The sequence below is a fragment of the Nocardia sp. No.11 genome (genome assembly GCF_038752175.1).
GTDB classification, from domain to species: Bacteria; Actinomycetota; Actinomycetes; order Mycobacteriales; family Mycobacteriaceae; genus Nocardia; species Nocardia canadensis.
In genome coordinates this window covers 1-11,414 of the sequence record NZ_JBCGFB010000049.1, presented here as the reverse complement: position 1 = coordinate 11,414, position 11,414 = coordinate 1, and the positions used below count along the sequence as shown (strand labels likewise).

Genomic DNA, 11,414 nt, shown 5'->3' with positions numbered 1-11,414 from the left:
CGAGAACCGCGCCGCCGCCCGGGGAATCTCTCCGGGCGGCGGCGCGTTCGTCGTCGGTGGGGTCAGCAGAGGCCGCGCAGCTGCTCGATCAGCTTGACCCGGCCCGCGGCGTCCTCGGCCAGGGGCGTGACATTGAGCGTGGTGACGCCCGCCGCGGCCATGGCCGCGATGCGCTCCTTGACGAAGCTCTCCGGGCCGATCAGCGACACATCGCGGACCAGCTCGTCGGGCACGGCCTGCGCGGCGGCCTGCTTGTCACCGGCCAGGTACAGCTCCTGGATGCGATCGGCGGCGGCGCCGTAGCCGTACTTGGTGGCCAGTGTGTGATAGAAGTTCTTGCCCTTGGCGCCCATGCCGCCGATGTAGAGCGCCAGATGCGGCTTGACGAACTCCAGCAGCGGGGTGACGTTGTCCCCGATCGCCAGCGGGGGGCCGGCGAAGATCTCGAGGTCGCCCAGCGCCGGGTCGCGCTTGGCCTTGCCCGCGGCGAGCGCGTCGCCCCAGACGTCCTGGGCCTTCTCCGGCAGGAAGAAGATCGGCTGCCAGCCCTCGGCGATCTCGGCGGCCAGTTCGACGTTCTTCGGGCCGAGCGCGGCCAGCAGCACCGGAATGCGTTCACGCACGGGGCGATTGATCAGCTTGAGCTCTTTGCCCAGGCCGGTGCCGCGGTCGGCGGGCAGCGGGATCTGGTAGTACTTGCCCTGGTAGTTGAGCTTCTCGCGGCGCCAGACCTGGCGGCAGATCTCCACGAGTTCGCGGGTGCGGCCGATGGGGGCGTCGTAGGGCACACCGTGGAAACCCTCGATGACCTGCGGGCCGGACGCGCCGATGCCGAGGATGAAGCGGCCGTCGGAGACGAAGTCCAGCCCGGCGGCCGTCATCGCGGTGAGGCTGGGGGTCCGGGTGTAGAGCTGCAGGATGCCCGAAGCCAGCTGCACGCGCTCGGTGCGGGCCGCCAGGAAACCCAGGGCGCTGACCGCGTCGAACGAGTACGCCTCCGGCACGAAGACGATGTCGAGTCCGGCGCGCTCCAGGTCGGCGACCTCGGCCGCGACCTCCTTGAACCCGCCCGAGTAGTTGATGCTCAATCCGATCCGCATGCCACCCAACATAGCCCCGCCGTTCCCGGCCACCCCGACCGGTCGGTCTGTCGTCGCGGGTGCTGGTCGGGCGGGGTACGCGGGTGGGCACCCGGTAGCGTTGACGACGATTCCCACGCAGTTCTCGCCGCATCGAAAGGCCACCCCGTCGTGTCGCAGCCCACCGCCTCGCCGCAGCAGATCGCCCCCTCCTTCGGTGCGGTGACCCTGGAGCACTATCTGTCGGAGCTGGGCGCGAAGGTCCCCGCACCGGGTGGCGGCGCCGTGGCCGCGCTGCACGCCGCCCAGGCCGCGGCGCTGGTCGCGATGGTCGCGCGCTACACGACCCGGGCCAAGGACGCGGTCCACCAGCCGATCGTCGAGCGGATCATCGAGGCCGCCGACGCCGCCCGCGCGAGGTCGCTGGCGCTGGCCGATGCCGACGCCGCCGCGTTCACCGCGGTCGGCGCGGCCTACAAGCTGCCCAAGGACACCGAGGCCGAGGTCGCCGCCCGCACCGAGGCGATCAACGCCGCCCTGGTCGAGGCCGCCCGGGTGCCCGCCGCCGTGGTGGACGAGGCCGACGAGATCCTGTCGCTGGCCGCCGAACTGCTGCCGATCGGCAACCCCAACGTGGTCACCGACATCGGCGCGGCCGCCGACGCCGCCCGCGCCGCGGCGATGAGCTCGCAGCTCAACATCGAGATCAATGTCGGTTCGCTGCCCGCCGCCCTCGGCGACGGCTTCGCCGCGGCACTGCTGCGCGTCGACACGATCGCCGCGCGCGCCGACGCCCTGCACGCCGACGTCCTGCACGCCGTGCGCGGCTGACTCGGGCCGCGGTGAGCACGATCTTGCCGCGCACCCCACCGGACTCGCCGCGCCGATGCGCGGCGGCGAGTTCGTGATCGGCGGGCTCGTCGCGACGTGCACCGCGAACTCGGCCCCGGTCGACAGCGGCGGCGAGCGCGTCGAGCGCGGCCGTCGTGGCGCTCACGATGAACCGGTCGACGCGCGCATCCGGGGGTGTCCGCGGGCCTTCGGCCGCGAGCACCCGGCCACCGGCGCTCAGCACCCACAGCGACCGGTCGGTGTTCTCTCCCCCGACCAGGTCGACCTCGCGCACCACGGCGGTGAAATCCGTGGTGCGGTAATCGATCGGCTCTTCGATCCCGAGATCCCGCAGGTAGTCGTGATCGGCGGCCCGCGCGGTACCCACGACCTACGCGGAACTGCCCGGCACGGCAGCTGCCGGCCGTGCTCGCCGACAACTGGGTGCTGCTGGTGCTGGGTACCCTGCGCGCGGCCGACGGCCCGGTGCGGTTCGACGAGCCGCGCGGGCGACTCGACGGCATCGCCCAGAAGATGCTCACCAAAACCTCGCGTGACCTGGAACGCGACCGTCTCGTGCGGCGCTCGGTGTATCCGACGGTGCCGCCCCGGGTGGAGCACTCGATCACCGAGCTCGGGACGGACCTGAGCCGGATCACCCATGCCGTGGTCGCCTGTGTGGTGAACCACCAGCACGAGATCACCGCCGCCAGAGCGGAATTCGACGCCGCTCAGGCGATCGCGCCCGCGCCGGTGGCGCGTCCCGGCGGGTTCCGCTGAACCGGTATCGATGTGGAATCGATGCCTGATAGCCCTCACCTGCGCGAACACAAGCCGACACACCGTCGGACCCGTCGGCCGTTATCACTTCGATAGGTCTAGTTGATCATGGCGGCCTAGACTTGGAATCCGCCTACGAGTGACCGAAGGGGTGGCGTTTATGAAGAGCGCACTTCGTTTCCTGTTCGTCGCGACCATGGCGGCACTCCTCGCCGCATTCTGGTCGGGAGCCGCGTCCGCGGCCCTGATCGGAGGATCTCCGACCCCGGCGGTCACCGCGATATCCCCGGCGAACGGGCAGGTCGTCGGCGTCGCCGCGCCGGTCACGTTCACCTTCGCCGCCCCGGTCACCGATCGGGCGAACGCCGAGCGCGCCGCGGCGATCCGCTCGACCGACGCGCTGCCCGGCACCTTCGCCTGGGTCGACGACACCCGGTTGCAGTGGACCCCCACGGGCCATCTGCCGACGAGTTCGCCGATCACGGTGCAGTTCGGCAACCAGCGCACCGAGTTCCAGACCAACGGCGGCGTCTACGCCGAGGCGAACCTCTCGGCGCACACGTTCACGGTGAGCATGGGTGGCCAGGTCGTCCGGAACATGCCCGCGTCCATGGGCAAGCCCGGCTTCGAGACCCCGACCGGCAACTTCACGGTGCTGGAGAAGTTCCGCTCGGTGGTGTTCGATTCGCGCACGATCGGCATCCCGCTCGACGACCCCGAGGGCTACATCATCGACGGCGAATGGGCCGAACGCCTCACCTGGGGTGGCGTGTTCGTGCATTCGGCACCGTGGTCGGTGGACTCGCAGGGCTACGCCAATGTGAGCCACGGCTGCATCAACCTCGCCCCCGACGACGCGGCCTGGTACTACGAAAACGTCGGCATCGGTGACCCGGTCTACATTCACTGGTGAGTAATTCCCTCGTGGCATTCGGCGTTCCCACCGTCAGAGCAGTATCGTGCCCGTAACGAAATCGTTGCGAGACAACCTGACGGCGACAGCCTGATGAAGGTGGGGCGATGGATCGACCGGATGCACACAGACCGATCGGGGCTCGACAGCACGACCCCGGGTCGGCCGGTGGTCCGTTCACCGCTGCCGCCCGGTGGCGACCCGGTCGCGATCTGGGTGCGCCGCGCCCCCGCCGGCTGACCGAGCCGTCCGATCCGCCGCCCCGTGCCGGCGCCCGGCATCGCGTCGAGGGCGGGCCGACCACACCGGCCGGCATCCCGGTGATCTCGCTGTCGGCCGCGCACGTGGCGCCCGATCGGTCCTCCGGCCGGATCGTGCCGACCGACAGCTACGCCACCGACCGGCTGCCGATCGTCGGCGGACCGTTCGATCCCGGTGCCCGCCATGCCCTTCCGGAGGTGCCGCTGCCGGAACCCGACAACGGCCCCGCGACCGACCGGCTGCCGATCATCACCCCCGACACCCCGGCTCCCGACCGCGTCGAGCCCGAATGGGTCGCCGCCACACCGGTTTCGCTGCCGCCGCGGCCGACGCCCGACTACGGCGGCGACGACGAGGTCTTCGCGCGGATGATCGACCGCTCCCGGCGCAAGCGCGTGCCGCGCTGGGTCGGCCCGCTCGCGGCCTCGGTCGCCGGTGCCGTGCTGATCGGCGGCGGCTATCTCCAGTTGCGTGGTCCCGTACCGGAATCCGCGGCGGCCAGCAGCACGATCGAGCCCGCGCCGGCCGGTGCGGTCCCGGTCGCCGGGAACTGCCCCGCCGAGCTGGTCGGCAGCAAGATCCAGGGCAACGGGCCGGGCGGCACCGACAGCGGTGTCGCGGCGATCCTGGCGTTCCAGCACGCGTACTACGTCGCGCGGTCGGGTGACCAGGCACGCACCCTGGTGTCCGGCGACGCGGCACTGCCGTCGGGCGCCGATATCCAGGCGGGCATCGACACCATCCCGGTGGGCACGACGCACTGCCTGAGCATCACGCCCGCGGCGTTCGCCGGCCAGTACTTCGTGGTGATCACCGAGTACCGGCCGGACTCGGTGCCGATCATCTACAACCCGCAGCTGGTCGGCACCGCCAAGGTCGGCGGCAAGTACCTGATCACCTCGATCGGGCCGGTCCGCTAGACCCGACCGAGGACGCGAAAGCCGCTCAGGCGCGGGCCTTCTCGGCCGCCACGACCACGTGGCGCATCAGCAGCGCGGTGGTCACCGGGCCCACGCCGCCGGGCACGGGGCTCAGCGCCGCCGCCTTGCCGTCGACCGAGGCCGCGTCGACGTCGCCGACGATGCCGCCGTCAGGGGATTCGTTGGTCCCCACGTCGATCACCACGGCACCGTCACCGACGTGCTTGCCGGTGACCAGCCCGATCCGGCCCGCGGCCGCGACCACGATGTCGGCGGGGGTCGTGACCGCGGCCAGGTCGGCGGTGCGCGAATGCGCGACGGTGACGGTGGCGTTCTCGGCCAGCAGCAGCTGCGCCAGCGGCTTGCCGACGATGTTGGACCGGCCGACGACCGTCACCACCCGCCCCTGCAGCGCGATGCCGTGATGCTTCAGCAGCTCGACCACCGCCTCGGAGGTGGCGGGGACGAACCCGTCCAGGCCGGAGGCGAGCAGACCCAGCGACAGCGGGCTGACACCGTCGACGTCCTTGCTCGCCGCGATCGACGCGCTCACGTCGTCGAGGCTGACGCCTGCGGGCAGCGGGGTCTGCAGCATGATCGCGGCGGTGGCCGGGTCGGCGCTGCGCGCGGTCAGCTCGGCGCGGATCGTCTCCGCGCTCGCGTCGGCGCCGAGATCGATGCGCTCGCAGGCGATCCCGAGACGTTCGGCGGCCTTGCGCAGAGAGTTCACGTACCAGGCGCTGGCCGGGTCGTCGTTGGCCACGATCAGCGCCAGCGTCGGCGCGGTGCCCGCGGCGGTGAGCGCGGCGGCGCGCTCCTTCGTGTCGGCGTTGATGGCGGCGGCGAGTTCCTTGCCGGTCAGCGAAGCGGTATCCACGGTGGGTCAGCTTATCCGCCGCTACCCGTCCGCCCGACCACCGGGCGGCGACGCGCGGAACGTCGTCGGGTTCCACGGTGCGACCCGGACCCGGCCGTAGGGTGTCGGCAGCTCTGCCACAGCTCTGCCCAGCACGTACCGAACCGTTCGCGGAAGGGTGTCGACTGTCGTGAAGATCTCGAGGCATTGGAAACAGCTGGCCGCCGCCGTCATCGCGGCCGCCGCGGTCACGAGCGCCACCGTCACCCCGGCCGCCGCCGAAGCCGACGTGACCGCGCTCTACAACTCCGCGCAGCGGCATTTCACCGACGGTGACGACAACGCCGGTCGCGCCGACCTGCGCGCCCTCATCGCCGCCGATCCCAACGATGTCGACGCGCTCGCGCTGCAGGCCATCTGGTCGCATTACGCCGGTGACCCGGCCGCGGTCGGCGAGGCGATGGCCCGGCTCGGCGCGGTCGACGCGGGCATGGCGGCGGGCACCTCCAACGTGCTGCGCGCGGTGACCGCCGCGGCGGCGACGCTGCCCAATCCGCTGCCCGCGCTGGTCGGTCCGCAGACCGGCATCGTCGTCCTCGGCTACGGCCTGCTGCCCGACGGCGCGCTGCGGCCCGAACTGGAGAACCGGCTCACCGCCGCCTGGCTGCAGGCGGTCGCCGCGCCGTTCTCGCCGGTGGTCGTCACCGGGGGCAACCCGCAGAACGGGATCTCCGAGGCCGAGGCGATGCGTCGCTGGCTGGTGGGCCGCGGCCTGCCCGACGAGCGGATCCACGTCGAGGACCGGGCCGGATCGACGGTGCAGAACGCACTGTTCAGCACCCGCCTGCTGCGCGATCTCGGCGCCACCAGCGCCGTGGTGGTGACCTCGCCCAACCACATCCGCCGCGCGGTCGCCGATTTCCTGGTGGCCGGGACGAACGTCGTCGGCGCGATGACCTCGCTCGAACAGCTGGTCTCGCAGCTGCCGCCGCCGGCGCGGGCCGCGCAGCGCGGGATCTACCTGGACGCGACCCGCACGTTCGAGCTCGACAGCGCGCGCTGATCCGGCGCGGGAAAAATCGGTTGTCCGGCACGGGACAATCGCTGCATGACTGTTTCCCCCCTCGACGACGTCGTCGTCGTACTGCGCGCCGCGGGCTGCGTCTTCGCCGAGGACGAGGCCGCGCTGCTGATCGAGGCCGCCGCGGGCGACCCCGCCCGCCTCGACGACCTCGTGGCCCGGCGGGTGGCGGGGACTCCGCTCGAATATCTGCTCGGCTGGGTCGCCTTCCGTGGCCTGCGGGTCGGCGTGCGGCCGGGGGTCTTCGTGCCCCGTCAGCGCACCGCGTTCCTGGTCGAGCGGGCGGTGGCCGGGATCGCGCCGGGAACGGCGCGGGCCTGCGTGGTCGATCTGTGCTGCGGCTGCGGGGCACTCGGGCTGAGCGCGGCCACCGAACTCACCGCGCGCGGCTGCGATGTCGAGCTCGTCGCCGCCGATATCGATCCGGTGGCGGTGGCCTGCGCCAGGGAGAATCTCGCGCCGCTGAGCGCGCCGGTGTTCGGCGGGGATCTGTTCGACGCGTTACCGGGTGATCTGCGCGGCCGCGTCGACGTCCTGCTGGCGAACACGCCGTATGTGCCGACCGAGCGGGTGGCCGACATGCCGCCGGAGGCCCGCGAGCACGAACCGCTGGTCGCCCTGGACGGCGGCGCGGACGGGCTCGACGTGTTCCGGCGGGTCGCCGAGGGCGCGGCGAACTGGCTCGCGCCCGGCGGCACGGTGCTGGTGGAAACCTCGACCGGACAGGTCGACACCGCGTGCGCGGTGCTGTCCGGGCACGGTCTCACGCCGCGCGTCGAACACTCCGAGGAGTACTACGCGACCGTCGTTGTCGGTACCCGCGCGGCCTGACGACGACGGCGCAGGGCAGTCGATGCCGTGACGCGCACCGCGCGCCTAACCGGCGATGCCCCCGCCCGACACGGGGTCGGCGGGGGCATCGTGGTGGTCCGAGCGGCTACTTGCGGCCGGTGAACTGATCCATCGAGTGGTACACGCCGACGGCGTTGAGGTAGAAGTCGCGCACCTTGATCGGCAGCAGACCGGTGAGCGCGCGGTTCATCCGCGAGGTCCACGGCAGCACCACCAGGGCGCCACCGTTCTTCATCTCCCGCCACGAGGTCTCGACGACGTCGTTCTGCTCGAGCATCGGCGTGAACAGGATGCCCTTGGCGCCGTCGAACATGCCGGTGTTGATGTAGGTCGGACAGACCGTGGTGACCTTCACGTGGTCGTGGCCCGCCTGCTCGAGTTCCAGGCGCACCGAATCCGACCAGCCCAGCGCCGCCCACTTCGACGCGGCGTAGACGGCCATGCGCGGGTTGGCCACCAGACCGGCCGAGGACGCGATGTTGAGGATGCGCGCCTGACCGGCACCGGCGACCATGCCCGGCAGGAACTCCAACGTGACGTACATCGGGGCCAGCGAGTTGATCGCCATGGTCTTGTCGATGTCGGCGCGGTTCTCGGTTTCCCAGAAGTAGGTGTTGCCCCGCACGATCCCGGCGTTGTTGACCAGGATGTCGATCCCGCCGATCTCCTTGCGCACCGCCTCGGCGGCCTCGCGGATCGAATCCTGCGAGGACACGTCGACGACGTGATGGTGCACCTTGCCGCCCAGGGCGGTCAGCTGCGCCGCGGTCTCGCGCAGCGCGAGCTCGTTGATGTCCCACAGCACCACCGCGTCGGCGCCCTCGCGGACCGCCGTCTCGGCGAACAGCCTGCCCAGGCCCATGGCGGCGCCGGTGACCAGCACCCGCTTGCCCGCGACCGAATCGAGTTTCATGAAATGCCTACCCCTGCTTCGTTTTCCGTACGCGCTATTTCTGGCGCAGTGTCTTCATGACACCGAAGACCAGCGTCATGGTCTTGGCCCACATCTGCTCGGACATGCCCGGCAGCGGCGCGATCGGCAGCACCCGCTGGACCGCGATGGTCTGGGTGTCGACGTACTTCAACAGCCCCTCGGGACCGTGGCGACGGCCCTGACCCGAGATGCCGAGACCACCCGACGGCGCGTCGACGCTGCCCCAGGCCGCGATGAAGCCCTCGTTGACGTTGACCGAGCCGGCGTTGATCCGGGCGGCGACGGCCTTGCCGCGCTCGGCGTCCTTGCTCCACACGCTGGCGTTGAGGCCGTAGGCGGTGTCGTTGGCGGCCTCGATGGCGGCCTCGTCGGAGTCGACCTTGTACACCGACACGACCGGACCGAAGGTCTCCTCGCGGTAGACCGTCATGCCGGGCGCCACGTCGGCGAGCACGGTGGGCTCGTAGAAGTACGGGCCCAAATCGGGACGGGCGCGGCCACCGGCGAGCACCTTGGCGCCCTTGGCGACGGCGTCGTCGACGTGCGCGGTGACGGTGTCGAGCTGACGCTGGAAGGTCAGCGAGCCCATGTCCTTGCTGTAGTCGAGGTCGCCGCCGAGGGTCATGTTCTTGACGTTGCCGACGAACTCGGCGACGAACTGGTCGTAGACCGTGGCGTCGACGTAGATGCGCTCCATCGACTCGCACAGCTGGCCCGCCGAGGAGAAGCACGCGCGCACGGCCAGCTTCGCCGCCTTGGAGACGTCCGCGTCGGCCAGCACGAGCAGCGGGTTCTTGCCGCCCAGCTCGAGCGAGTAGCCGATCAGGCGCTCACCGGCCTGCTGGGCGATGGTGCGGCCGGTGGCGCTGGAGCCGGTGTAGTCGACGTAGTCGGCGCGGGCGATCACGTCGCCGCCGATCTCGCGACCACGGCCGAGCACGGCCTGCCACAGCCCGCGCGGCAGCCCGGCGCGTTCGGCGGCGTCGATGGCCCACAGCGCCGAGAGCGCGGTCTGGTTGTCCGGCCGGGCGATCACGGCGTTGCCCGCGACCAGGGCGGGCAGGGCGTCGGAGGCCGAGAGCGCGAGCGGGTAGTTCCACGGCGAGATCACCGCGACGACACCCTTGGGGCGGTTGCGCACCTCGACGGAGGTGAGCACCGGCAGCACGCCGCGCGGCTTGCGGTCGGCGAGCAGTTTGGGCGCGACGGCGGCGTAGTAGCGCGAGTTCAGCGCGACGTCGCCGACCTCGTCGAAGGCGTGCGGGCGGGACTTGCCGGTCTCGGTCTGCACGATGTCGAGAATGGTGTCCTGCTCGGCCAGCACGATGTCGTGGAAGCGGCGCAGGATCTCCACGCGCTGCTTGACCGGCACCTTGGCCCAGTCGCGCTGGGCGTGGCGGGCCACGGCGAACGCGCGGTCGATATCGGCGATCGAGGACTGCGGCAGGTCGCCGATCTTGTGTCCGGTCGCGGGGGCGAAGATCGGCACCGACGGCGCGCCACCCGCGACTCCTCGGTCGAACAGGGGCTTGACCAGCGCGGTCGGCAGCGCGGTGGGTTCGGCGGTCAGCTCGGGGGCTGTCGTCATTGTCGGCCCTTCTCCTCAACAGATGGGTCGCGCGGAGCGATCGCGCAGGTTCGGCTATTTGCTGAACACTAGTGTTAGATTAATGGTTCGGGCCGGTGCCGTGTCAAGCTTTCCGTGGACGTCTCGCGGTTGTGAGGAGGTGCGATGTCCGGTGATTCCGCCACGGTGCGCCGTGGGCGTCCACCGCAGACCCAGGAGCAGGCCGAAGAGGTCCGTGCCCGGATCGTCGAGGCGACGGCCGCCGTGTTCGCCCGCAACGGGTCGCGCGGGCTCAGCGTCGCCCAGATCATCGAACAGGCCGGCCTGGCCAGGCCCACCTTCTACCGCTACTTCGGCAATGTGTCCGAGCCGCTGCACGTGGTCCTCACCGCGTCCAACGACGGCCTGGTCGGGGCGATCCGCGACGCGCTGTCGGGCACCGACGAGCCGGTCCAGCTGGGTATCCGGCTGATCGACGCCTTCATCGACTGGGCGCGCGGGCACGGACCGATGCTGCGCCCGCTGTTCGCCGAACTGCACGATCCCGGCTCGCTGGTGTCGGCCTACCGTGAACGCGCCCTCGACGACATCCGCGCCCTGGTCCGCAAGACCTTCGTCGAGCTGGGCCGTCCCGTGCCCACGCCCTTGGACATGGACACCGCCCTGCACGTGTGCGAATACGTCGTCTACCGCCTGACCATGGGCACCGAACCCGGCTCCGACCCCGATCCCGTGCTGGACTCCGAAGCGCGCGTCACGATGATCCGCGTCCTGCTGGTCACCCTCGGCACCCGCGACGACCTCTCCTACGCCATGGAACTCCCCGGCCTGTTCCCCGAACCCTGAGTTCCGCCGACGTCGGCGCCTCCTGGGCGGTGGCGGTGACAACCAGAGCGACGGCGAGCAGGGCCGCGCCGGTCCAGGCGACGGGGGTCGATCGCTCGCCGAGGAGAACCACCGCGAGCAGAGTCGCGGTGAGGGGTTCGAGCAGCGTGAGGATCGCGGCCGTCGACGCGCCCGCGGCGGGCAGTCCGTGGAAGAAGAGCCCGTAGGCGACGGCGGTGGGGACCAGGCCGAGGACGGTGACGGCCAGCAGGTTCGCGGGTGCCGGGCTGATCGCGAGGCCGGTCGTCGCGGCGGGGCAGGCGAGAAGGGCTGCGCCGCCGAGGAATCCGTAGCCCGTCGCGGTCACCGCGTCGAGGCCGGGAACGGGGCGGGCGGTGACGAGGGTGACCGCGGCGAAGGCGGTGGCCGCGACCAGGGCCAGCGCGGCCCCCGCGTACAGCCCGGCCGCCTCCGGTGCCGGCACGCCGACCAGGATCGCCAGGCCGGCGATCGCC

The 11,414-nt window shown here is 71.3% G+C and carries 12 protein-coding genes and 1 pseudogene; 7 read left to right on the top strand and 6 right to left on the bottom strand.

The features are described 5' to 3' along the window. Positions 1-62: 62 nt before the first annotated feature. Positions 63-1,100 carry an LLM class F420-dependent oxidoreductase gene (locus V8688_RS16980; RefSeq protein ID WP_218719751.1) on the bottom strand — a complete coding sequence of 346 codons (1,038 nt, stop codon included), beginning with the start codon at positions 1,098-1,100 and terminating at the stop codon, positions 63-65. A 150-nt stretch (positions 1,101-1,250) separates the two neighbouring features. Between V8688_RS16980 and V8688_RS16975 the strand changes: the two genes are divergently transcribed. Next, a complete protein-coding gene (locus V8688_RS16975) occupies positions 1,251-1,910 on the top strand; it encodes a cyclodeaminase/cyclohydrolase family protein (RefSeq protein ID WP_218719752.1) in 660 nt (219 codons plus the stop codon). A gap of 25 nt (positions 1,911-1,935) precedes the next feature. Here V8688_RS16975 and V8688_RS16970 read toward each other — a convergent pair. Beyond that, a pseudogene (locus V8688_RS16970) lies at positions 1,936-2,298 on the bottom strand (zinc-binding dehydrogenase); the annotation flags it as partial. 38 nt (positions 2,299-2,336) lie between these two features. Between V8688_RS16970 and V8688_RS16965 the strand changes: the two are divergent. The 3 genes from V8688_RS16965 (at position 2,337) to V8688_RS16955 (ending at position 4,784) form a co-directional block, all read left to right on the top strand. After that, positions 2,337-2,690, top strand: a complete 354-nt coding sequence (locus V8688_RS16965; protein ID WP_308248565.1) for a helix-turn-helix domain-containing protein — start codon at positions 2,337-2,339, stop codon at positions 2,688-2,690. A gap of 160 nt (positions 2,691-2,850) precedes the next feature. Beyond that, entirely contained in the window at positions 2,851-3,603 is a 753-nt protein-coding gene (locus V8688_RS16960; protein ID WP_218719753.1) for a L,D-transpeptidase, read from the top strand. A gap of 107 nt (positions 3,604-3,710) precedes the next feature. Next, positions 3,711-4,784 (top strand): hypothetical protein, encoded by a 1,074-nt coding sequence (locus tag V8688_RS16955; RefSeq protein ID WP_218719754.1) that lies wholly within the window; start codon positions 3,711-3,713, stop codon positions 4,782-4,784. A gap of 25 nt (positions 4,785-4,809) precedes the next feature. Here V8688_RS16955 and V8688_RS16950 read toward each other — a convergent pair whose 3' ends face one another. After that, on the bottom strand, positions 4,810-5,661 hold the full coding sequence (locus V8688_RS16950; RefSeq protein ID WP_218719755.1) for a bifunctional 5,10-methylenetetrahydrofolate dehydrogenase/5,10-methenyltetrahydrofolate cyclohydrolase: 852 nt from the start codon (positions 5,659-5,661) through the stop codon (positions 4,810-4,812). A 169-nt stretch (positions 5,662-5,830) separates the two neighbouring features. On the opposite strand from V8688_RS16950, the gene V8688_RS16945 reads away from it, so the two are divergent. Further along, on the top strand, positions 5,831-6,703 hold the full coding sequence (locus V8688_RS16945) for a YdcF family protein (protein WP_218719756.1): 873 nt from the start codon (positions 5,831-5,833) through the stop codon (positions 6,701-6,703). Positions 6,704-6,748: 45 nt separating this feature from the next. Then, positions 6,749-7,552 (top strand): putative protein N(5)-glutamine methyltransferase, encoded by an 804-nt coding sequence (locus V8688_RS16940; RefSeq protein ID WP_342801194.1) that lies wholly within the window; start codon positions 6,749-6,751, stop codon positions 7,550-7,552. A gap of 106 nt (positions 7,553-7,658) precedes the next feature. Here the strand turns inward: V8688_RS16940 and V8688_RS16935 are convergent, their stop codons facing one another. Together V8688_RS16935 and V8688_RS16930 are read right to left on the bottom strand one after the other, a co-directional pair. Next, complete coding sequence (locus tag V8688_RS16935) at positions 7,659-8,486, bottom strand: SDR family oxidoreductase (protein ID WP_218719758.1); 828 nt, start codon at positions 8,484-8,486, stop codon at positions 7,659-7,661. Positions 8,487-8,520: 34 nt separating this feature from the next. Continuing rightward, positions 8,521-10,095 carry a succinic semialdehyde dehydrogenase gene (locus tag V8688_RS16930; RefSeq protein ID WP_218719759.1) on the bottom strand — a complete coding sequence of 525 codons (1,575 nt, stop codon included), beginning with the start codon at positions 10,093-10,095 and terminating at the stop codon, positions 8,521-8,523. A 144-nt stretch (positions 10,096-10,239) separates the two neighbouring features. Between V8688_RS16930 and V8688_RS16925 the strand changes: the two genes are divergently transcribed. Next, the gene (locus V8688_RS16925) at positions 10,240-10,920 is read left to right on the top strand and encodes a TetR/AcrR family transcriptional regulator (RefSeq protein WP_218719760.1); all 681 of its coding nucleotides are present in this window, start codon (positions 10,240-10,242) and stop codon (positions 10,918-10,920) included. Here the strand turns inward: V8688_RS16925 and V8688_RS16920 are convergent. Then, positions 10,853-11,414: DMT family transporter (locus V8688_RS16920; RefSeq protein WP_342801193.1), on the bottom strand; the 562-nt coding region annotated here is incomplete at its 5' end. The two genes, V8688_RS16925 and V8688_RS16920, sit on opposite strands and share 68 nt — an antisense overlap.